Annotated in this window: 14 protein-coding genes; 3 read left to right on the top strand and 11 right to left on the bottom strand. The window is 54.9% G+C overall.

The window, feature by feature from the left end; genetic code table 11:
- Window positions 1-393: 393 nt before the first annotated feature.
- From ABT58_RS11355 to hemL, 4 genes are all read right to left on the bottom strand, one after another.
- Window positions 394-3,783, bottom strand: coding sequence for a response regulator (locus ABT58_RS11355; protein WP_047874516.1), 3,390 nt, complete (start codon window positions 3,781-3,783; stop codon window positions 394-396).
- A 394-nt stretch (window positions 3,784-4,177) separates the two neighbouring features.
- Complete coding sequence (rsmC, locus tag ABT58_RS11345) at window positions 4,178-5,197, bottom strand: 16S rRNA (guanine(1207)-N(2))-methyltransferase RsmC (protein ID WP_047874514.1); 1,020 nt, start codon at window positions 5,195-5,197, stop codon at window positions 4,178-4,180.
- Between the two features lie 163 nt (window positions 5,198-5,360).
- Window positions 5,361-6,446 (bottom strand): AI-2E family transporter, encoded by a 1,086-nt coding sequence (locus tag ABT58_RS11340; RefSeq protein WP_047874513.1) that lies wholly within the window; start codon window positions 6,444-6,446, stop codon window positions 5,361-5,363.
- Between the two features lie 357 nt (window positions 6,447-6,803).
- A complete protein-coding gene (gene hemL / locus ABT58_RS11335; RefSeq protein ID WP_047874512.1) occupies window positions 6,804-8,102 on the bottom strand; it encodes a glutamate-1-semialdehyde 2,1-aminomutase in 1,299 nt (432 codons plus the stop codon).
- Between the two features lie 257 nt (window positions 8,103-8,359).
- On the opposite strand from hemL, the gene clcA reads away from it, so the two are divergent.
- A complete protein-coding gene (clcA, locus tag ABT58_RS11330) occupies window positions 8,360-9,763 on the top strand; it encodes a H(+)/Cl(-) exchange transporter ClcA (RefSeq protein WP_047874511.1) in 1,404 nt (467 codons plus the stop codon).
- Between the two features lie 58 nt (window positions 9,764-9,821).
- Window positions 9,822-10,163: an iron-sulfur cluster insertion protein ErpA gene (gene erpA, locus ABT58_RS11325; RefSeq protein WP_047874510.1), complete on the top strand. Its 342-nt coding sequence runs from the start codon at window positions 9,822-9,824 to the stop codon at window positions 10,161-10,163.
- 122 nt (window positions 10,164-10,285) lie between these two features.
- On the opposite strand, the gene ABT58_RS11320 is transcribed toward erpA, so the two are convergent.
- Window positions 10,286-11,623 (bottom strand): peptidoglycan DD-metalloendopeptidase family protein, encoded by a 1,338-nt coding sequence (locus ABT58_RS11320; protein ID WP_047874541.1) that lies wholly within the window; start codon window positions 11,621-11,623, stop codon window positions 10,286-10,288.
- 127 nt (window positions 11,624-11,750) lie between these two features.
- Here ABT58_RS11320 and tyrS point away from each other — a divergent pair, with 127 nt between their 5' ends.
- Complete coding sequence (gene tyrS / locus ABT58_RS11315; RefSeq protein ID WP_047874509.1) at window positions 11,751-12,938, top strand: tyrosine--tRNA ligase; 1,188 nt, start codon at window positions 11,751-11,753, stop codon at window positions 12,936-12,938.
- 93 nt (window positions 12,939-13,031) lie between these two features.
- Here tyrS and ABT58_RS11310 read toward each other — a convergent pair whose 3' ends face one another.
- From ABT58_RS11310 to gltB, 6 genes are all read right to left on the bottom strand, one after another.
- On the bottom strand, window positions 13,032-13,646 hold the full coding sequence (locus ABT58_RS11310; protein WP_047874508.1) for a TRIC cation channel family protein: 615 nt from the start codon (window positions 13,644-13,646) through the stop codon (window positions 13,032-13,034).
- 117 nt (window positions 13,647-13,763) lie between these two features.
- Complete coding sequence (gene btuF / locus ABT58_RS11305) at window positions 13,764-14,570, bottom strand: vitamin B12 ABC transporter substrate-binding protein BtuF (RefSeq protein ID WP_047874540.1); 807 nt, start codon at window positions 14,568-14,570, stop codon at window positions 13,764-13,766.
- Window positions 14,571-14,665: 95 nt separating this feature from the next.
- Complete coding sequence (locus tag ABT58_RS11300; protein WP_047874507.1) at window positions 14,666-15,622, bottom strand: cobalamin biosynthesis family protein; 957 nt, start codon at window positions 15,620-15,622, stop codon at window positions 14,666-14,668.
- On the bottom strand, window positions 15,622-16,320 hold the full coding sequence (gene mtnN / locus ABT58_RS11295; RefSeq protein WP_047874506.1) for a 5'-methylthioadenosine/S-adenosylhomocysteine nucleosidase: 699 nt from the start codon (window positions 16,318-16,320) through the stop codon (window positions 15,622-15,624). Before mtnN ends, ABT58_RS11300 begins: the two co-directional genes overlap by 1 nt.
- Before the next feature lie 133 nt (window positions 16,321-16,453).
- On the bottom strand, window positions 16,454-17,866 hold the full coding sequence (locus ABT58_RS11290) for an FAD-dependent oxidoreductase (protein ID WP_047874505.1): 1,413 nt from the start codon (window positions 17,864-17,866) through the stop codon (window positions 16,454-16,456).
- A gap of 12 nt (window positions 17,867-17,878) precedes the next feature.
- Entirely contained in the window at window positions 17,879-22,342 is a 4,464-nt protein-coding gene (gene gltB, locus ABT58_RS11285; protein WP_047874504.1) for a glutamate synthase large subunit, read from the bottom strand.
- Window positions 22,343-22,529 lie beyond the last annotated feature (187 nt).

Genomic DNA, 22,529 nt, shown 5'->3' with positions numbered 1-22,529 from the left:
CACGCTGGGTTGGGGTGTGCTTGTGCTCAATATCACAGATACAAAACCCTGTTACATTTATGGGATAAAAATAAAGCCGTTCAATATCAATATCTTAGTTGTATTATTTTTACGTGTGAATGTAACGCATCAAAATGACTGGGTTAATTCCCTGCGGAAATTTTTTAGCCCGAATTTGTTGTGATTGGCCTCTCAGAAACTGAAACATTTTCCTTGATCTGGCGAATTTAAGGAAAAAACACCCCAATGTGGCGGGGTTTTGACCGTTATTTTTATTCTATAAAATCGGTTTTTTTGCGGTTTTAAAGGGATATTTTGAGGCAGAAAAAAGCCCGCTGAGGAAGCGGGCTGATAAGTCTCTGTGGTGGCTCTTGAAGTGATGCCGAAGAGCGCTTACTGATGGATTAACTGCTGTAGCTGCTCCTTCATTTGTGCTAATTCTCGGCGTCCCTCTGGGTGGCTGTGGCTGCGTTCCAAAACAAAGTCGATGGTGCTCAGTACTGTGCGCCAGCGAGGTGTTTTTGGCAGCGTCTCAATGTGCAGGTATTTATCCAGCGTACGGGTTTGTAGCGTACTGCGGTCTAAGTACACGCGCCATAAGCCACTCTCTTCGGCCAATTCAAACTTGCTCTTGTGGTTGCTGTTTTCCCATACTTTGAGCGTGGTTTTCATGGTGTCCACAAGCAGTTCACGCAGGGTATCGCCTTTGCTTTTGCCATTGGTATCGAGCTTATCGGCAATGTCGCTGAACTCATCACCCAGATGGCGCAGGGTATCTAACTGGTTGCGATCCCGGTTAAAAGCAAAGCCCGACAGCACTTCTATTGCCTTTTCGAGTACTTGAATACGGTGCTGATCGGTCGGGCCGTGGTTGTCAAATATAAACATCCGCAGCAAGCCAGACTCTTCCGGCAGGTTAATGACATCGGTATCCAGAGCCGTTAATCCATCACCGATACGGAACATCAGGCTGCCGTGGAAGTGGTGGCTGTGGCTGATGTCTTCCGGTAAGTGAGTCGCCAGAATATCTTCGATTTGATGACGTTCAATTTGTTCTGGTGCGCGGCCAAATAACGCTCCGGCAGCACCGTTGGCATAGCGAATGCGCCCGCCACTTTGTACACAGATGATGGCTTCGTTGGTGGACTCCAACAGGCCAAGCAGACGGCCCTGCGTTTCAATCAAGCCCGCTTCCACCTGCTCTCGGCGCTGAATTTCTTCTTCCAAACGCTGGTTTTCATGGCGCTGGCGCTCGGTTTGCCCAGCCTTAAGGTGGGCGCCGATGCGCGCAGTCAGCTCTTCTTTATTAAAGGGCTTCGTCAGGTAGTCATTGGCGCCGCATTCAAAGCCGCGAATGCGGTCTTGTACCTGACCCAGAGCCGACAGCATGATGATAGGCAGTTCCAGCATGCTGTATTGCTTGCGCAGTTGTTCACACACTTCATAGCCGGACATTTCCGGCATCATGATATCCAGCAACATCAGGGCGGGCTGGTGGCTCTCGACCATTTTCATCGCTTGGGCACCGTTCTCTGCGGTGATCACGCGATAACCTTCTAAACGCAGGAAGTTATTGAGTACCTGCAAGTTCACCGGCTCATCATCCACGATCAGCAACAGCTCGCCATCCGGGTTTTCGGCGATGGACTCGGTTTCACAGAAGGCGGCTTCAGCTGCCGGCGCCTGGAAGTGCAGGTTACGGTGCGATAACTGGCTGCTGGCAATGTCATCTTCCGAGGCCAAATTCAGGGTAAAGCTGAAGGTGGTGCCAATCATCGGCTGGCTGCTGACGTACAAACGCCCGCCCATCAGTTCAATCAACTGGCGACTGATAGACAGCCCCAGCCCTGAGCCCTGACGGTAGTTAGCCGAATGGGTATTGGCCTGGATCAGCGGCTCAAAGATGTGCTCTAGCTGCTCTGCCGGGATCCCTTGGCCGGTATCGACCACCTGAATGCGGATTTGGTTCTCCAGCATCGTTGCCGACAGGATGATTTTCCCTTCCGAGGTGTACTTAATGGCGTTGCCGACCAGGTTATACAGCACTTGCTCGAGGCGTTGTTCATCGCCCAATACCGGCGGTAAATCATCCGGGATCTGGTTAATGATGCGCACCGGTTTGGTGCCCAGCAGGTGGCCGGACAGCTCTAAGACCAGACGCACAGCGGAGGAGACATCGACCGCGTGGCGCTGAATGTCCATGTCGCCGTAGCGCATCTTGTGGTAATCGAGCAGATCATCGACCAGATTCGTCAGACGCTGACCGCTGCTGATCATGATTTCCAGCTGGCGGCGCTGGGAGCGTTGTACCGGACCATTGGCCCCTGCCAGCAGGGATTCCGCAATGCCGACCATGCCGTGCAGCGGGGTACGCAGTTCGTGCGAGGTGGTTGCGAGGAATTCATCTTTTAGTTTATCGGCAGTTTGTAACTCTTTGTTTTTCTGCTGAATGATCGTGAGGTTTTGTTCCAGCTCGGCGTTTTGCTCGCGGATCAGGCTCATCTTTTCACTAATGGATGACTGCATACGGGCAAAGCTGACGGCGAGGCGGCCGATTTCATCACTGCGTTCGGTACTTTCAATTTTCTGTTCCAGATCGCCCGCCGACACTCGTTCGGCCGCCCAGGTCAGGCGCAGCAACGGGGCGGTGATGGAGTTTGACAGCCAGTGAGAGGCGATAATCACTAAGACGATGGCGGTGATCATCGCCACCAAGAAGATGATTTCTAGTTGGCGAATACGGGCAAAGGCCTCTTCTTCCGGCAATTCCACCACCAATGCCCACGGGGAGCCGTTCAAAATGGTCAACGGGGCAAAAGCACTCAGCACCGGGACGCCGTTAAAATTGGCAAAACTGCCGACGCCGCTTTCGCCCTGTAAGGCACGGTTAATGCTCGGGCTGGAATAGGTGGTTGGAGATTCCGTGTGCATCGGCAGGCGAGAGCGGTGATCGCTGCCAACCAGCAGGGTCTGGGCTGAATGGTTGCCGGTGTCAGATTCCGTCAAAATGTCCTGCAGCGCCGGATTGCTCAGCTTAAAGAAGACGTAACTGTGCAGGTAGCCTTGTTGAATGATCGGGGCGGCAAACCAGGCGGAGAGGTCTTTCTGCCCCGGCTCGCGGCTGAAATCGGTAAACACCACCGGCACGCGGTCTTGCTCTTCCTTGGCATTGTCAGTTTGTTGCTTGATGGCAGCAAACGTCTTGCTCAGGGCCTGATAGGCATGGGTGGTCTGCTGCAGGTTGATGCTGAAGGTATCCGGATCATGGGCGGAATACACAATGTTGCCCTGAATATCGACCAGCAAAATGTCCGAAAACGGCGAGCGTTTAAGGTACTCGTCATACGCCCAGTTGTAGCGTTTGTACATCAGGCGGTAGCGTTCGTGCCCGACATAGTTACTGTTGTGCGCGGCATTGGGTGACTTGGTGGTCAGCGTTTCGGTGTAATAGCGACTGCGACTGGTGGTCTGTAGTAAGGTCGAGAGATCCCCCAGTTGGTGGTAAGCGCCGACCAAACCGTAAAAACGGCCGCCACTGGCATTGGCCAACTCTGATCGGGCAAAGCTCTGCACTTCGGACTCGCGTGCCGCGAAAAAGCTGTTGAGTTGGGTGCGTTTATTGTCCAGCAGGGAGGCTAGGTGGTTGGTGCTTTGCTCTTCCAGATCCGTACTGTGGGAGTTCAGAAAGAACAGCGCGGACAGGGTAAGCGGGGTGATACTCAATACTAAAAAGGCCAACATCAACGTGTGTTGAAGGCGTTTGAAACGGGTAGTCTTCTGCATTCCGGTGCCTGAAATTACCTGTGTGATTGATACCGTCAAAGGCGCAGCATTTGCTTAACCTATTGATATTTACGAGCGTTGTTGGTGTTCCTTACCGAAAAATTGACGAAATTAACGTGGGTAAAAGCCGGTAATTCACCATCAGGGTTCGTTATACGTTGTTTTTTTGCAGAGGCAAGAAAGGGATCGGGGAACCGTGTAGCGTCACACAATTTTGACGGTATTTACGGAGTGAACGTCGGGGAATTGGCCCTTAATGACCCAAAAATCAATAGTAAAGCGGGCGGGAAATGCGAGGGGCTTTACAGGCGCTTGCAGCGGAGAATGAACAAGAATGCGGCGTTTTTGACGTGATAAACAAACGGCCAAGCGCGGGGCTTGGCCGTCAAAAACGTTATTTTTGTGCGGTGTAGATGCTGAACTTGTTGTTCTTTGCCGTCACATCGCAGTTACCCAGACTCTCTTCAATCAATGGCGGGTAACGCAGGAAGCTGTTGGCCACGATGATCAGCTGACCGTCGGCATTCAGGTGCGCCGGTGCTTCTTCGATGAAGGTTTCGGTCGCCGCGTAGAAGGTCTTCAGGCCCGCATGAAACGGTGGGTTACTGATCAGATAATCGTAGCTGCCTGGCAGGCTGGCGTACACATCAGTCGCCGTGAAGCGCGCGTCCAGTTGGTTGACGCGGAAAGTTTCTTCTGCCGAGGCAATCGCCAACGCACTGATGTCACACAGCTCCAAATCAATGCTTGGGTTGTTGGTTTTCATGACCGCACCGATCACACCGGCACCACAACCGAAGTCCAACACTTTACCTGATAGCGCAGGCAGAGTTTCCAGTAGCAGCTCAGACCCTTTATCGAACTCACCGTGGCTGAATACGCCCGGCAGCGAGCGGATGGTGATGTCTGTGCCTGCCACTTTCAGCGGGTAGCTGCGGAACCAGTCGTTGAGGTTAAAGGCTGGTGCGGCTTTTTCACAGCGACCCCAGTAGAAACTACAACGGCGGGCAGAATCGTATTTGGTCAGTGGGCCAAAGTCGGCAAACAGTTTTTCTGCGCTGCGTACACCACTGCGGTTTTCACCCACCACGCAAATTTCGGTGCCCGGACCAAATTTGGCCAACAACATGGCCAACAAGAACTCGGCTTCTGCTTTGGCTTTTGGCCAGTACAGCAAAATCATGTCGACATGGGCATCTGCCGTGAACTCGGCGCCAAAGACGGTGGTGATCGCACTGTGCTTGCTCATACTGCGGTAGTAACCGTAGTTGGTCGTGAAAACGGTGACAGATGCGGCGGTTTGCGCAAGCTCTACCGGAAAGCGATCAGACAATTCGCCTGCGACCAAAACATGGCGGTTTTCAAAAAATTCCAGTTGGCGGACGGCGACTTCGCTTGCTGCACAGTAAGACATAACGGCCTCGAACCTCAAAATGGTTGGGTGGTAAGTGAGTTGGGCGCGAATTGTTCCACACTTTCAGGGATAAGAAAAGCCGCGAGACGGGCTGGGCAAAGCAGGATGAAATGGAAAAGGCTAGCCTGAGCGGTCGCATGGGGCGCGACCGCTCAGTATGGGGTTAGTTCTGATCTTGATGGCTCAGGAAGTCCTGGAATTCCACTTCATAGAGTTTGAACAGTACCAGAGTCACGGCAAAGATGATCGGGCCGTAGATCAGGCCAATCAGGCCAAAGACGTGCAAGCCCCCGATGATGGAGAAGAAAATCAGCAAGGTACTCATGCCGGAACTGCCTTGCATCAGCAGTGGACGCAGGAAGTTGTCGATAGAGCCGACCACAATCGCGCCCCAGCCCGCCAGGAACAGCGCCCATTCCCACTGACCGATCAGCAGTAAGTACAAGCTGGCCGGCAGCCAGATCAAGGCGGTGCCAACCACCGGGATCAGTGAGGCGAATGCCATCATCGAGCCCCAGAACAAGCCCGGGAAACCACTGAGCCACATGGCGAAACCACCGGCAAAACCTTGTGCCAAGGCGGTCAGCAGCGAGCCCAGTACGGCTGATTTGGCCACTTGCTCGACTTCGTCCAGTACCGCATCTTCTTGGCTGCGAGAGAGTGGTAACACATGGCGAATGGCGGCCACAATGCGGTCGTGATCGCGTAGCAAGAAGAACAGGACAAACAGCATCAGCATGAAGTTGATGAGGAAGTTGGTCGCATCCCCTAGGATTTTCGCACTGACGTTCAGAAGCTGCGCGCCAAATTTCGACGCCATGGTGGCCACTTTCTGGATCACCGCTTGGGTATTGAGTGGCTCAAACGGCGAGTATTTCTCAATTAAGGCAAACAGCTTGACCACATACGGGTGCGACAGCACGGTTTCAACCCCGCCTTGGGTCAGCCAGGTGTAGCTTTCTTTGGAGAAGGTGGTGCCCTGATGAATGATGGAGCTGAACACAACCAGCAGCGGGATCATGATCATAAAGGTGAGCAGGGTACAGGACAGCACGGCGGACAGGTTTGGCGAGCGCGGCATCCAGTTGGCCATGCGGCAATGCAGCGGGTAGTACAGTAATGAGATGATAAACGCCATCACGATCGGGCCAATGTATGGCTGGATAAGTTGATAGCTGGCATAGGTGGCGAGAGCCAGTGCGGCAATCAGCATCCAGTGGCGTGACTCAATTTTAAACGGTTTCGACACGGTAGCGTCCTTCCTAAAAAGCGCAGATAATGGCTATGAATAGACAGGTCTAATTTTTCTTGTGCTAATGATTGCACCCCATTTGATCGGTGGCAATGGTTAGCGCATGAATCCACAGAGAAAATCGGCAGAGGTGCGAGATGGGATGTTGTAATTGTGGCTGTGATGAGAAAAAGTCGAAATGGCGCTTGCCTTTCGCGGTGTGGATTGTGATCGCACTGGCAGGCTTGGCGCTGTTTTTCTGGCAGCCTTAATCCGTTACCCATGGCACGAAGACACCGTGCACCCACAAAAAAGCCGCTCTTAAGAGCGGCTTTTGCATATCACGTTCGCGTATGGCTTGTGAAAAAAGACGAATTACGCCTTCGCTTCTGCTGCGATGGTGGCAAACGCGTGTTCTGCTGCGTCCAGTGTCGCTTCGATTTCTTTGTCGCCGTGTGCCAGCGAGGTGAAGCAGGCTTCGTACGCAGATGGTGCCAGGTACACGCCTTTTTCTAGCATCAGGTTGAAGAAACGCTTGAAGCGTTCAACGTCACACTTGGTCACATCGTCGTAGCAGGTCACGGTGTCTTGGTCTGTGAAGAAGAAACCGAACATCGCGCCTACTTGGTTTGTCACCAACGGCACATTGTATTTGTCTGCCAGCGCTTGGAAGCCTTCTGCCAGACGCTGAGTCGTGGTGTTTAGCTGCTGCTCGTGGCCTTCTTTGGTCAACACGTTCAGACAGGCAAAACCGGCTGCCATCGCCACTGGGTTACCCGATAGCGTACCTGCCTGGTAAACCGGACCGGTTGGGGCGATGTACTGCATCACGTCACGACGACCACCAAATGCGCCGACAGGCATACCGCCGCCGATCACTTTACCTAGGGTAGTTAGGTCAGGTTTGATGTTGTAGTAACCCTGTGCACCACCGTGAGAGACACGGAAACCGGTCATCACTTCGTCCAGGATCAATAGCGCGCCGAATTCGTCACACAGTGCACGCAGACCTTCCAGGAAGCCCGGTACCGGTGGAATACAGTTCATGTTGCCCGCAACAGGTTCAACGATGATACAGGCGATTTGCTCTGGGTGCGCTTCAAAGGCTTCACGCACAGACTCAACGCTGTTGAATGTACAGGTTAGGGTGTGTTTCGCGAAATCTTCTGGTACGCCCGGAGAGCTTGGCTGACCCAGTGTCAGTGCGCCAGAGCCGGCTTTTACCAGCAGACAGTCTGCGTGGCCGTGGTAACAGCCTTCAAACTTGATGATTTTGTCACGGCCAGTGTAACCACGTGCCAGACGGATCGCACTCATGGTGGCTTCTGTACCAGAGCTCACCATGCGCACCATCTCCATCGATGGCACCAGAGAGGTCACCAATTCAGCCATGGTGATTTCCATTTCGGTTGGTGCACCAAAGCTGAGGCCTTGCTGAGCGGCTTTGATCACAGCATCACGGATTGCCACGTGGTTGTGACCCAGGATCATCGGACCCCATGAGCCAACATAGTCAATGTACGCTTTGCCATCGGCATCAAAGATGTAGGCACCATCGGCGCGCTCGATGAAAAGCGGGCTGCCGCCAACGCCGGCGAAGGCACGAACGGGAGAGTTCACCCCACCAGGGATCGTTTGTTGCGCTTTGGCAAATAAATCAGCTGACTTGCTCATTGTGATGTCCTGTATTGATAAGTGTCCGATTTGAACTGTCGGCATTGTACCTAGGCTCTGAGGGGCTTTCAATTAGCGACACGCGGGCAGTGTGGTTAGCGGCTGGCTTACAGGGATGCAATGCTAGTTTTCATCTCTGTCGATGTAAAATTCATCGTCTGTCCGCTATCCTTGGCAATAGCGCTGCTCACGTTGCGCACCCTCACTTACGCCCCGCAAAGGGGTCTGTTCACACCTATACAATGACGGCACGTTGCATGACGGATAACAATCAAGGTACACCTGCGCCTGAACGGCATCAGCCTAGTGGCTTAGTTCGGCGATTTCTTTCTCGCGATAAAACCCCGCTTTCAGTCTTACTGTTATCGGCACTGGTTGGGGTGGGCGCTGGCCTGCTGTCCACGCTGTTTGAGATTGGGGTACATTGGGTGGCCGAGCAGCGTACGGTGTGGCTGCGCAACGAATTTACCAGTGCCTTGCCGTTGTGGTTGTCCGCCTTTTTGATCAGTGCGGCGTTGGCGGTATTGGGCTATTACCTGGTGCACCGTTTTGCGCCGGAAGCGGGCGGTTCCGGGATCCCGGAAATTGAAGGGGCGATGGACGGCATGCGTCCGGTCCGCTGGTGGCGTGTCCTGCCGGTGAAATTCATCGGGGGCTTGGGCGCGCTGGGTTCCGGTATGGTGCTGGGCCGCGAAGGACCGTCGGTGCAAATGGGCGGTAACATCGGCTGCATGATTGCCGATATTTTCCGGCTGAAAGACAAAGAAGGGCGCCATGCGTTGTTGGCATCTGGTGCGGCGGGGGGCCTGGCAGCTGCGTTTAATGCGCCGCTGGCGGGGATCATGTTTGTGGTCGAGGAAATGCGCCCGCAGTTTCGCTACAGCCTGATCTCGATTAAGTGTGTGATGATTTCTGCCATCATGGCTGACATCGTGTACCGCAGCATTGCGGGGCAAGAAGCGGTGATCACCATGCCGCAATACGATGCACCGATGCTGGAGTCTTTGTGGCTGTTTTTGGTGCTGGGGATGATCTTTGGCGTGTTCGGGGTGATGTTTAACCGTCTCGTGACCCTGACTCAAGACATGTTCGTGCGCATTCACCGCAATGAGCGTCGCCGTTATCTGACCGTTGGTGCGGTGCTGGGTGGCTGTTTTGGCCTGTTGCTGTTGTATTTACCAGAATTAACCGGCGGTGGTATCACGTTGATCCCGACGGCCACGAACGGGGATTACAGCATCAGCATTCTATTGATTCTGTTTTTGGCCCGTGTGGCGACCACCTTGTTGTGTTTTGGCTCTGGTGCGCCGGGCGGGATCTTTGCGCCAATGCTCGCAATGGGTACCTTGTTCGGCACCTTCTTCGGTACGTTAGTGCAGTGGTGGAAGCCGGAGCTGAGCTTGGATCCGGGTATCTTTGCCATTGCGGGCATGGGCGCGTTGTTTGCCGCGACCGTGCGTGCGCCGATCACCGGGGTATTGCTGGTGATTGAGATGACCAACAACTACCACCTGATTGTGCCGTTGGTGATCACCACCTTGGGTGCGACCATGTTGGCACAGGTCTTGGGTGGCCAGCCAATCTACTCACAACTGCTACATCGCACGATAGCGCGTGAAAAAAAGGCCCAAGAAGCGGCCTCGACAGTGGTCAATACTTGAACGAGATAGTCAGGTATTAGATAATCACGGCCATAACCGAGAATTTGAGAGGTTTCTAATGAGCGATGTTAACGTGCCGCTAAATTTTTCTGATGTGGCTGCGAACAAAGTCAAAGCACTGATCGCCGAGGAAGAAAACCCGGAGCTGAAGCTGCGTGTCTACATCACCGGTGGCGGTTGTAGTGGTTTCCAGTACGGCTTTACCTTTGATGAAAAAGTGAATGATGGCGATACTACCATTGAAAACAGCGGTGTGACGCTGGTGGTAGATCCTATGAGTCTGCAGTACCTGATTGGTGGTACCGTGGATTACACCGAAGGACTGGAAGGGTCGCGATTCTTTGTGAATAACCCTAACGCGACCACGACCTGTGGCTGTGGTGCGTCGTTCAGCGTGTAAGCTGAGACGCCGAGCGCTTTTAAAGCGAGACAGTGCATAAAGAAAAGCCGCAATCGAGATTGCGGCTTTTTTGTGTCTGGCGTTTGCCGATAGCGTGCTGTTGTGTCGCTTTTAGCCCTAGCTTAGCTGCGGTTGCTCAGCAGCGGGCTGTTATCAGCCAAAAACTGGGTGAACTGCTGCAACTGATCCAAACGCTCTTTGGCCATCTTCTTGAAGGTGGCTTTCTCTTTCCCGCTCAGGGATTGGGCCTGTGGTAGTTTCACCGTACGCGGGTTTTTGTGGGTGCCGTTGACCAAGAACTCGTAATGCAAGTGCGGACCGGTGACGCGGCCGGTGCCACCCAGCGTACCGATAGTCTGGCCCTGTTTCACACGCTGGCCGGTTTTCACCATGCGCTTGGTCATGTGCAGGTACTTGGTCAGGTATGTCGCACTGTGGCGGATGAACACATAGTTACCGTTGAACTTGTTGTACGCCGACTTGGTGACCACGCCATCACCGGCCGCCCAGATTGGGGTGCCGACCGGTGCCACGTAGTCCGTACCACGGTGGGCACGCACGCGGCCAGTGACCGGGTGTAAACGGCGCGGGTTAAAGTTCGAGCTGACGTAACGGAAGTTGATCGGCGAGCGCAGGAAGGCTTTACGCATCGCATTGCCGTTTTCATCGTAATACTTGCCATCGTCACTGCGCACTGCCGTAAAGGTCTGGCCCAAGTTGGTAAACGTTGCCGCCAGGATCTCCCCGTTGCCAATCGGCTCACCTTCGACCAGACGTTCCTCATACAGCACTGAGAACTGATCCCCGGCGCGAATATCTAACGCAAAGTCGATATCCCAGCCAAAGATTTCCGCAATTTTCATGATTTGATTAGCGGTCAGGCCGGCTTTGTCGGCTGCATTCCAGAAGCTGGACGTGATCACCGCTTGCGCCACATTGAGCTGAATGTCGACCTGCTTGCTTTCCATTTTGGAGAAGTAGCTGTCCGCCGTGCGGGTGATCACCAGGGTTTCTGTCGCGCTTTGCGGCTGGATCAGCTGTACCAATTGGCCTTTTTCATCAAAGCCAAAGCGTAGGGTATCGCCCGGCTGCAAGTTGGTCAGGCTGCGGGTGCCGTCATCGGCATTCACGAGACGGTACAGAGTATTCGGGCTCAGGCCAACGCGGGTAAACACGATCGCCAGGCTTTCACCGGCTTTCACCGTGTGTTCTTTCCAGGTCAGCGCCGGATATACCGGGGCTTCCTCACCGGCCATGGGACGGATTTGGTGGGCATCCTTGTCATCTGCTGGGGCCAGATCCATATCTAATGGATACAGGGTACCGATTTCAAACTTTCGGTCAGGGTGACTGGATTGCTCCGCGCCAGGTAAAAAAAGCAGTATGACAACAAGTGTGCTTATTGTACCAATGAGAACCTGGTGCATCCTTGGCAGTTGGCGGAGTATGGTCAGTGGCATGAGTGATTTTTTTGCGTAATCGGAAAAAATAAGACGGCCCACAGTTTAACTGGTTTCAAAAAACATCGCTATTCAAGTAAGATTGTCGATTATTACTTTTTTGCCAATTCTGCGGGAGCGAACAAGAATGGCCAGCATTGAACAAGCATTAGCTGAAATTAAGCGCGGTGTGGATGAGCTGATTCCGGAAGAAGAGCTTATTGCCAAGCTGAAAGAGAACCGTCCTCTACGTATCAAATTGGGTGCCGATCCAACAGCACCGGACATCCACCTAGGTCACACCGTGATCATGAACAAACTGCGTACGTTCCAGGAACTGGGCCACGAAGTGACGTTCCTGATCGGTGACTTCACCGCAATGGTAGGTGATCCGACGGGTAAAAACACCACACGTCCACCGTTGACGCGTGAGCAAGTGCTTGAAAATGCGAAAACCTACACCGAGCAGGTGTTCAAGATCCTCGATCCTGCAAAAACCACCATCGCATTCAACTCTACTTGGCTGTCTGAGCTAGGCGCAGAAGGCATGATCCGTTTGGCGGCGAACCAGACGGTTGCCCGCATGCTAGAGCGTGACGACTTCAAAAAGCGTTACAGCGAAGGCCGTCCAATCGCGATCCACGAGTTCATGTACCCGCTTCTGCAGGGTTACGACTCTGTGGCGATGGAAACTGACGTAGAGCTTGGCGGTACCGATCAGAAGTTCAACTTGCTGATGGGCCGTGAAATGCAAAAAGCACACGGTCAGAAGCCACAGGCTGTACTGACGATGCCACTGCTTGTGGGTCTGGACGGCGTGAAGAAGATGTCGAAGTCAGCGCACAACTACATCGGTATCTCTGACGCACCGAATGACATGTTCGGTAAGATCATGTCTATCTCTGATGACTTGATGTGGAGCTACTACGAGCTGCTGTCTTTCCGTCCTCTGGAAGAAATCGACCAGTTCAAAGCTGACATCGCCGCTGGTAAGAACCCACGTGATGTGAAGATCCTGCTGGCGAAAGAAATCATCGCTCGCTTCCACACAGAAGCGGATGCTGATGCGGCCGAGCAAGAATTCATTAACCGTTTCCAGAAAGGCGCGATGCCTGAAGAAATGCCTGAGTTCACGTTTGAAGCCGGTATTGCGATCACGAACCTGCTAAAAGACGCAGGCCTTGTGAACTCGACCTCTGATGCGATGCGTATGATCCGTCAGGGCGCCGTGAAGCAAGATGGTGAGAAAGTTGAAGATACCAAACTGGTACCTGCGGCTGGCACAGCGGTTTACCAGGTCGGTAAGCGTAAGTTTGCTCGTGTGACTATCAGCTAATTTCTGATTGTTATACCGAAATCAGACAGAAAAAAGGCGCATGATGCGCCTTTTTTTATGCCTGCCGTTTAGCATGACGGCTCAATGCGATGATCAGTTACGCAGCGCAAAGGTCGGCAGGGAGAGGTGCCAGCGGATCGCTGCCAGACGGATGGTCAGGGTGGTGATGATACCGGCCAAGGTGGCGACCGATGCCGCCACACCCATGCTGAGTGCCGTGGTGTGCACGATGCCGCCCAGAATACAGGCCGTCGCATAGACCTCGGTACGCAGTACCATCGGGATTTCACGGGCCAGCACGTCACGGATCACCCCGCCGCCACACCCGGTGATCACACCCATGATCACCGCGACCATCGGCGTTGCCCCAAAGCGCAGGGCTTTTTCTACCCCGATCGCCACAAATACGGCCAAGCCGACAGCATCCGCGACCGGCAGAATGTACCAAGGCATTTGGCGAGGGCGACGAATAGCGATCATGCTGATCAAACAGGTAAGGAAAATCACCCACAAGTAGTTGGTGTCGGTGATCCAAAAAACGGGGGTCGCGCCCAATGCCATATCACGAATAGTACCACCGCCAATGGCGGTCACACTGGCCAGTACCACGACACCGAAAGGATCCATGCGGAGTCGGCCAGCCAATAATACGCCCGAGGCAGCAAACACTGCTGTGCCGAACATATCGAGAAGATAAATGAGAGTCATGCTACCTGCCTGAGCGAGTGAGTTGAGAAATCGCCGCCGATTGTACGAGTAAATAGCGGCCTTACAACTTGATGCAACAGTTTTGTGCTACGACTCACAATGAATGTTGTGGGGCTGTTAATCGCCCTTTTGACGTACCTGATCCAGATACCCGCAGACTTGCTCGACCGCCTTGATGGTGCGTGGCGTCGGGCGGTTCAGCCAGTCCGCTTTCAGGGTATACAGATGACCATTGGCCACCGCAGGCAGTTGCTGTTGCCACTTTTGCCATACGCTCACATCGGTACCGCTGTGCGGGGTGCCAAAGATAACCTCCGGCTGGCGTACAATCACTTGCTCGACCGACACTTGCGGATAAGCAGCCGGGCTGTCGGCAAAGATGTTTTCTCCGCCACACAGGCTAAATACCTGACTTGGCCAGCTTTTTCCTGCCACGGTAATGATTGGGCTTTCGCTCAACTGGTAGAAGTATTTGACGGAACGTGCGCTGTGGCGGCTGGCTTTGAGTGCCGCCAGACGGGTGCGAAAATCGTCCGCGACCTGCTGGGCGTGCGCCGGTGATGCCGCGTATTGGCCTAGCGCTTCCACGGTGTTAGGAATGTCTTCCAGCGTTTTGGGGTTGGAGTAGAACAGGGTAAAGCCCAGTTGCTCTAAGCGCTCCATTTCCCGTACCGGGTTACCGCCTTTCCACGCCAAGATCAGATCGGGCTTGAGCGCGACAATGCGCTCCATCTTGATGCCACGGTAGTTGGCGACACGCTCTAACTGCTTGGCCGCTTCCGGGTAGTCACTGTAATCACTGGCGGCGATCAGTTTATCACCCAGCCCGGCGGCATACGCCAGTTCGGTGGTGTGGGGGGATAAGCTGATGATCCGCTGAGGCAACGCATGGCTGCGTGTGTGTGTGGCTGCATCGGCATGGATGCCGGTATGAGTGTCAGAGGCGGTATGTGTGGTGATATCCGCTGAAAAAGCCGGAGCTGACAGGGTGAGCAAGCTCACGAGGATCGCAAAACGCACTACAGGGTTCCTTGGAATAAAACGAGTAAAAGGCCTTGTATGCCGATCCAGATCCACAAGCGGGTTTGTACCAGTTTATCGATTTGGGCCAGATGCAGCGCGGCAGGGGCAATTTTGCCGCCGAGACGAGGCCGGTCCATTTTCATGTTGTCGTAGATAGCTGGGCCACCTAATGACAGTGACAGTTTGTGTCCGGTGGCGGTCAGCAGCCAGCCGGGGCCGGGCAGTTGCCATTGCTCACCGTGTTTGGCGAGGCTTTGTAAGGCCTGTTTACCGTTATGACCGAGGCTGAGCAGCACCGCAAACAAGCGCAGCGGCACTATGTCCATCACGGCCAGCAGAGTCACGAGCGGGCGGCCAAAGTGCTGGTAACGTTGACGGCTTGGTGACCACGTGCGGGCCAGGCTGATCAACAAGCGGTAGATCAGTGCGCCAATGCCGCCGGTTAAGCCATACCAGAATAAGACGCCGGCCACTAAGCGGCCATAGGCGAGCAATTGGGTTTCGGCGCACGCTTTGCCTAAGCCGAGCAGGGAAAGGTTGTCGGTATGACGGTTGAGTTTTTCCGCCAGCAGTTGGCGACAGCGCGGTTTGTCTTCGTGCTGGTAGGCGGTAATAAATTGCTTGCTGAAATCGGCGGTGGTACGCCAGTCAAGTGCCAGCCAAAGCAGAATAATGTGAAACGGGAGATCGAACCACGCCAGTTGGTATAAGCAAAGCAGGATGATGAGCACAGTGAAAATCATTAAGCTGCCGGCGAGCAGCCCGGACATCATCTGTTGGCGCGGGGTGTCTTGCGGTTTGTTGACTTTATCGGCCAGTAATAAGGCCAACTGCCGCCAGATCCCAAGGGGATGCAAGGCGGCAGGGATCGGTAGCAGCCATTGCAATGCAAGGGCGCCCGCCATGGCGAGCAGGGCCGTGTTACCGGTCAGCAGAGCAATGGCGTCGTTCATTAGGTGTTTAGCAACTCAACCATTTTCGCTACCATCACTGATGAGCTCTTCGCTGCCAGTGGCAGGAATTCGTCAAAGCTCATTGGTGACTCTTTGTCTGCCACGTCAGAGATTGCACGTACTACCACGAACGGTACGTTGAACTGGTGACACGCTTGTGCGATCGCTGCCGCTTCCATTTCTACCGCAATCACGGTTGGGAAATGTTCACGGATGAAGTTTTGTTTTTCTGCTGAGCAAACAAACGCATCGCCAGTACAGATCAGGCCGCGTACTGCGTGCATGTCACCCATGGTCGCCAGGGCTTTTTCTGCCACGTCCATCAGGTTCGCATCAGAGATGAAAGCCGCTGGCTGCTGTGCCATTTGGCCCATTTCGTAACCGAATGCAGTCACGTCAGCATCGTGGTAGCGTACTTCTGTTGAGATCACTACATCACCCACGTTCAGGCTGCTGTCAAAGCCGCCTGCAGAGCCGGTGTTAAGCACCACGTCTGGCTGGAAGATTTCTAGCAGTACAGCGGTACCGACAGCTGCTGCCACTTTACCAATGCCAGATTGTAGTAGTACCACGTCTGCACCGTTCAGTGTACCGGTGTAGAACGTACAGCCTGCTTTCGCGTGCATTTCACAGTTAGCCAGTTGATCTTTTAGGATGGCAACTTCTTGTTCCATCGCGCCGATAATGCCGATTTTCATCAGTAGGATCTCTTTATTGAGTGAATGAAGGCGCTCGAGGATGAGCGCCTTATTGATGGGGTGATTGTAGCATGAGGGCGGTGATGATTACCAAGTGGCAAGTCGCTATCGTACCTGTCAGCGACTGACGTGATCAGACGTTCAGATAATCTAAGATCCCCTCGGCGGCACGGCGGCCTTCGTCAATGGCGGTGACCACCAGATCGGAGCCGCGTACCGCATCGCCACCAGCAAAGATTTTCGGGTGGCTGGTCTGGAAGGCGTACTGGCTGTCAGCCGGCGCTTTGATCCGTCCCCAGTTATCCAACTCGACATCAAACGTCTGTAGCCACGGCATGGCATGAGGCTGGAAACCAAAGGCCATGATCACCGCATCGGCGGCCAGTGTATGTTCACTGCCTGCGACAGGTTCTGGGCGACGACGGCCGGCCTCATCGGGCTCACCCAAGGCGGTTTTCACCACCGTGACCCCGTGAATATGGCCGTGCGCGTCCACGTCTAAACCGACCGGTTGCAGGTTGAACTGGAAGTGAACCCCTTCCTCGCGGGCGTTTTTCACTTCCCGTTTCGAGCCGGGCATGTTGGCTTCATCGCGGCGGTATGCACAGGTCACGTGCTGCGCCCCTTGACGCACGGCGGTACGGACACAGTCCATGGCCGTATCGCCGCCGCCGAGTACTACGACCCGTTTGCCTTGCATATCAATGAAGGGCTGATCGCTGTCGAGTCCCATGACCTGATAGGTATTGGAGATCAGATACGGCAGGGCATCGTACACGCCGGGTGCATCTTCGTTGGCGAGATTGGCACGCATGTTCTGATAAGTGCCCACGCCCAAGAAGACCGCATCGTAGTCAGCCAGTAAGGCGTCCATCGGGATGTCTTTGCCGATCTCGGTGTTGAGCTGGAACTCGACGCCCATGTCAGTAAACAGCTGACGACGGTGGATCATGACCTCTTTTTCCAGCTTGAATGACGGAATACCAAAAGTGAGCAGGCCGCCGATCTCCGGATAGCGGTCAAACACCACCGGCTTCACGCCGTTACGCACCAAAATGTCGGCACAGGACAGTCCCGCCGGCCCGGCCCCGATGATGGCGACTTTTTTGTCTGTCCATTCAACGTGCGACATGTCCGGCTTCCAGCCCATCTTAAAGGCCTGATCGGTAATGTATTTCTCCACGTTACCGATGGTGACGGCGCCAAAGTCCGCATTGAGGGTACAGGCTCCTTCACACAGGCGATCCTGTGGGCAGACGCGACCACACACTTCCGGCAGAGTATTGGTCTGGTGCGACAGCTCGACGGCTTCGAGGATCCGCCCTTCATTGGCCAGCTTCAGCCATTGTGGAATGTAGTTATGCACCGGGCATTTCCACTCGCAATACGGGTTACCGCAATCTAAACAGCGGTCTGCCTGTGCACTGGCTTGCTGTTTGGTGAAGGGCTCGTAGATTTCCACGAACTCGATTTTACGCACGTTCAATGGCTTTTTCGGGGGATCAATCCTTGCCACATCAATGAATTGGTAAATGTTCTGACTCATCGGATTCCCTCCCTATTGTGCTTGAACGCGCAGCTCAGCGGTTGAGCGGCTTTGGTGACCGAGCAAGGTGTTCACATCGGCAGATTTGGGTTTGGCCAGATAGAACTGTGGGATCCAGCGGTCAAAGTCCGCCAGAATCGCTTGTGCCCGATCGGAGCCGGTCAGGGCCAAATGCTGATCAATCAGACCACGCAGGTGCTCCTGATGGATGTGCAGATCCGCCAGCGGCACCGCTTCGACCAGCTCAGGGTTGACCCGCCCGGCAAAGTCGCCGTCTTCATCAAGGATGTAGGCAAAGCCACCGGTCATCCCCGCACCGAAGTTCACGCCGGTCTTGCCTAAAATGGCCACAATGCCGCCGGTCATGTACTCACAGGCGTTGTCGCCCGCGCCTTCAATCACTGCAATGGTGCCCGAGTTACGCACGGCAAATCGCTCACCCGCTTTACCGGCCGCGAACAGTTTGCCGCCCGTTGCCCCATACAAGCAGGTGTTGCCCATGATGGTGGCCTCACTGGAGGCAAACGCAGAGCCTTGTGGCGGACGGATCACGATGTGTCCGCCGGTCATGCCTTTGCCCACATAGTCATTGGCATCGCCGGTTAAGTGCAAATGCAAGCCGCCCGCATTCCAGACCCCGAACGACTGACCCGCTGTGCCGGTCAGGTGCAGAACAACCGGAGCGGCGGCCATGCCTTGGTTGCCGTAGCGTTTGGCGATTTCCCCGGACAAGCGCGCACCGACAGAACGATCGGTATTGCGGATGGTTTGGTACACCGTGGTCCCGCTGCGTGACTCGATGGCAGGGAGCGTGGCCGCGAGCAATTCAGCATTGAGCGTGGCCGGATCAAACGGCGTATTGGCCTCGCTGCAATAGAGGGTATGGCCGTTCGGCGAATCGACAGTGGCCAGCACCGATGACAGATCCAACTTGCTTTGTTTGGCGGTGTAGCCATCAATGACGGTCAGTAAATCGGTACGGCCAATGAGATCGGTGAGCTTTTCTACCCCCAGTTTCGCCAGCAGTTCACGGACTTCCTGGCCGAGGCCGATGAAGTAATTCATTACCTGCTCCGGCAGGCCTTTGAAGAACTCGCGGCGCAGGGTGTCATCTTGTGTCGCCACGCCGGTCGCACAGTTGTTCAGGTGACAAATACGCAGGTATTTACAGCCCAGCGCCACCATCGGCGCGGTACCAAACCCAAAGCTTTCGGCGCCAAGTATGGCCGCTTTCACCACGTCCAGGCCGGTTTTCAGGCCACCGTCGACCTGCAGGCGGATCTTATGGCGCAGGCCGTTAGCCACCAGTGCTTGCTGGGTTTCGGCAAGGCCTAATTCCCACGGGCTGCCGGCATATTTGACTGAGGTCAGTGGGCTGGCCCCGGTTCCGCCGTCATAACCGGAGATGGTGATCAGATCGGCATAGGCTTTGGCAACGCCGGTGGCGATGGTGCCAACCCCCGGCTCGGACACCAGTTTGACCGAGACCATGGCATCGGGATTGATTTGCTTGAGATCGAAGATCAGCTGGGCCAAATCCTCAATCGAGTAAATGTCGTGGTGCGGCGGCGGCGAGATCAGGGTCACGCCCGGTACCGCATAGCGCAGTTTGGCGATTTCCGTGGTGACCTTGTGGCCGGGCAGCTGACCGCCTTCGCCCGGTTTAGCCCCTTGCGCGACTTTGATCTGAATGACATCAGCGTTAACCAGATAATGCGGGGTCACGCCAAAGCGACCGGAGGCGACCTGTTTGATACGCGAATTGCGCTCGCTGTTAAAGCGGCGCGGATCTTCCCCGCCTTCGCCGGAGTTGGAAAAACCGCCGAGCCGGTTCATGGCAATGGCCAGTGCCTCATGGGCTTCGGGACTGAGGGCGCCGATGGACATGGCGGCGGAGTCAAAGCGTTTATACAGTTCGGTGGCTGCTTCTACGCGCTCAATGGCAATCGGTGAGGTGTCCTCTTTGAGTGTCATTAAATCACGGATGGCGGCGACCGGACGGGTGTTGACCTGTTCGGCAAAGCGCAGGTAATCCTGATAATCACCGGATTTCACCGCCTGTTGCAGGGTGGTGACCACGTCCGGGTTATAAGCGTGGAATTCACCGCCGTGCACATACTTGAGCAGGCCGCCGTGTTCGATCGGTTTGCGTTTGAGCCAGGCGCGGCGCGACAGGTTAAACAGATCTTGCTGGAAATCGCTAAAGTCTGCGCCCTGAATACGGCTTGCCACCCCGTTAAAGCAGAGGTTGACCACCTCATCACTTAATCCTACGGCTTCAAACAACATGGCACAGCGGTAGGAGGCGATGGTGGAGATCCCCATCTTGGACATGATTTTGTACAAGCCTTTGTTGATGCCGTTGCGAAAGTTCACCATCACGTCGCGGTACGGTTTGCTGATGGCGCCGCTGTCGATCAATTTGCCCAATGACTCGTAGGCCAAATACGGGTAGACCGCCGTGGCGCCAAAGCCCAGCAGTACCGCAAAGTGGTGTGGGTCTCGGGCGGTGGCGGTTTCGATGATGATGTTGGCATCACAGCGCAGGTTGGTGTTGACCAGTCGCTGTTGGACCGCACCGACCGCCATAGCAGCCGGGATCGGCAGTTTGTCCGGATTAACCCCTCGGTCAGAGAGGACGAGTAAGACGGTGCCGCCGCGCACCAGCCGCTCGGCCTGATCACACAGGTCCACAATGGCTTGCGCGAGATCTTTGTCGGCGGGGGCGTAGTTGATATCCACGATGCTGTTGCGGTAGTACTGATCGTCCAGCTCCAGTAACTGCACCAAGTCGGAATACAGGAGCACCGGTGAGCCAAAGGCCACGCGGTAGGCATGGCCGTCGGTTTCGCAGAACACGTTCATTTCCCGGCCGATACAGGTGGCCAGTGACATCACGTGTTTTTCCCGCAAAGGATCGATTGGCGGGTTGGTGACCTGCGCAAACATCTGGCGGAAATAGTCGGTGACGGCGCGTTCTTTGGAAGAGAGCACGGCCATCGGCGCATCATCGCCCATGGAGCCCGTCGCTTCCTGACCGTTTTCGCCCATGACCTGCAGCACTTGCTCCAGCTCTTCTCGGTTCATGGCAAACAGTTTTTGGTAGGTGCAGAGCTCGGTGTCGCTGAGTGAGCGGCTGCCGACCTGATCATCGCCTAAGTCTTCAAACGGGATCAGGCGTTTGACATGACTGTCGAGCCATTCTTTATAGGGGTGACGGCCCATCAGTTCATTGTCGATATCCGCAGAATGCCAGATTTTGCCGAACTTGGTGTCGATCACCAGTAATTCGCCGGGACCGACGCGGCCTTTTTCCGCCACTTCGTCCGGGCCGTAATCCCAAATGCCGATTTCAGAGGCGAGGGTGATCAGCTTATCTTTGGTGATCACATAGCGCGCTGGGCGCAGGCCGTTACGGTCGAGGTTACAGGCGGCATAGCGGCCGTCAGACATTACGATGCCAGCCGGGCCATCCCACGGCTCCATGTGCATGGAGTTAAAGTCGTAAAAGGCCCGCAGGTTGGGATCCATATCCGGGTGATTTTGCCACGCAGGCGGCACCAGCATGCGCATGGCGCGGAATAAGTCCATGCCACCGGCGAGGAACAGTTCCAGCATGTTATCGAGGCTGGAGGAGTCCGATCCGGTTTCATTGACAAACGGTGCGGCGGTTTGCAGATCCGGCAGCAGCGGTGATGCAAATTTGTAGGCGCGTGCCCGGGCCCACTGGCGGTTACCGGCAATGGTATTGATCTCGCCATTGTGGGCTAAGTAGCGGAACGGTTGGGCCAGCGGCCAGCGTGGCTGGGTGTTGGTCGAGAAACGCTGGTGGAACAAACAGATTGAGGATTCTAAGCGAATATCACCGAGATCTTGATAAAAGCGTGGCAGATCGGCGGGCATACACAGCCCTTTGTAGACCGTCACCTGAGTCGACAGGCTACAGATATAGAAGTCGGGATCGCGGGTGATACGCTGCTCGATGCGGCGGCGGGCAATGTACAGACGGCGGTCGATATCGCGTGGTTTCCAGCCTGCCGGGGCATTGATGAACACCTGCTCGATCTTGGGCAGGGTTTCGCTGGCAATGGGGCCGAGTACGGCCGGGTTAATAGGCACATCGCGCCAGCCCACCAGCGACAGGGTTTCTTTGGCGAGTTCTTCCTGTATCACGGTGCGGGCTTGCTCCGCCAGTACCGGATCTTGGCTGAGGAAGATCATGCCAAGGGCGAACTCCCGTGACAGTTTCCAGCCCAGCTCGTTGGCAACGAGGCGGTAGAAGCGATCGGGCTTTTTCATTAACAGGCCGCAGCCATCACCGGTTTTGCCATCGGCGGCGATCCCGCCTCGGTGGGTCATGCGGTCGAGGGCGCAAATCGCGGTGCGTACAAGTTTGTGGCTGGTTTCGCCTTCAATATGGGCAATTAAGCCGAAACCACAATTATCTCTGTCCCGAGTGGGATCATACAGTGTCATGACAACTCTCCCTGGCTCTGCTTGGTTTAGCAGTGTGGCTGATGCAGCCATCCTCACGCTTCCTTCGTGGTGTAAACCGTCTCATCACAGTGGAGGGACTTGCGACGCGCAGGCGTTGAAGGCGCACTGTCGAGAGGCTTGGCCGAATGAAGTCGCAATTTTTCACGTTAAACACTATTTACAAAAA

This window comes from Photobacterium aphoticum (assembly GCF_001029435.1).
Taxonomy (GTDB): domain Bacteria; phylum Pseudomonadota; class Gammaproteobacteria; order Enterobacterales; family Vibrionaceae; genus Photobacterium; species Photobacterium aphoticum.
Note: the sequence above shows the minus strand (reverse complement) of the source record. Positions and strands in the feature narration are given on the sequence as shown.

Bases quoted from the DNA above. Each gene is read 5' to 3' on its own strand.
- tyrS (WP_047874509.1), top strand. From the start codon at position 11,751: ATGGCCAGCATTGAACAAGCATTAGCTGAAATTAAGCGCGGTGTGGAT.
- gltB (WP_047874504.1), bottom strand. From the start codon at position 22,342: ATGACACTGTATGATCCCACTCGGGACAGAGATAATTGTGGTTTCGGC.
- clcA (WP_047874511.1), top strand. From the start codon at position 8,360: ATGACGGATAACAATCAAGGTACACCTGCGCCTGAACGGCATCAGCCT.
- mtnN (WP_047874506.1), bottom strand. From the start codon at position 16,320: ATGAAAATCGGCATTATCGGCGCGATGGAACAAGAAGTTGCCATCCTA.
- erpA (WP_047874510.1), top strand. From the start codon at position 9,822: ATGAGCGATGTTAACGTGCCGCTAAATTTTTCTGATGTGGCTGCGAAC.
- ABT58_RS11310 (WP_047874508.1), bottom strand. From the start codon at position 13,646: ATGACTCTCATTTATCTTCTCGATATGTTCGGCACAGCAGTGTTTGCT.
- ABT58_RS11355 (WP_047874516.1), bottom strand. From the start codon at position 3,783: ATGCAGAAGACTACCCGTTTCAAACGCCTTCAACACACGTTGATGTTG.
- ABT58_RS11290 (WP_047874505.1), bottom strand. From the start codon at position 17,866: ATGAGTCAGAACATTTACCAATTCATTGATGTGGCAAGGATTGATCCC.
- ABT58_RS11320 (WP_047874541.1), bottom strand. From the start codon at position 11,623: ATGCCACTGACCATACTCCGCCAACTGCCAAGGATGCACCAGGTTCTC.
- rsmC (WP_047874514.1), bottom strand. From the start codon at position 5,197: ATGTCTTACTGTGCAGCAAGCGAAGTCGCCGTCCGCCAACTGGAATTT.
- hemL (WP_047874512.1), bottom strand. From the start codon at position 8,102: ATGAGCAAGTCAGCTGATTTATTTGCCAAAGCGCAACAAACGATCCCT.
- ABT58_RS11300 (WP_047874507.1), bottom strand. From the start codon at position 15,622: ATGAACGACGCCATTGCTCTGCTGACCGGTAACACGGCCCTGCTCGCC.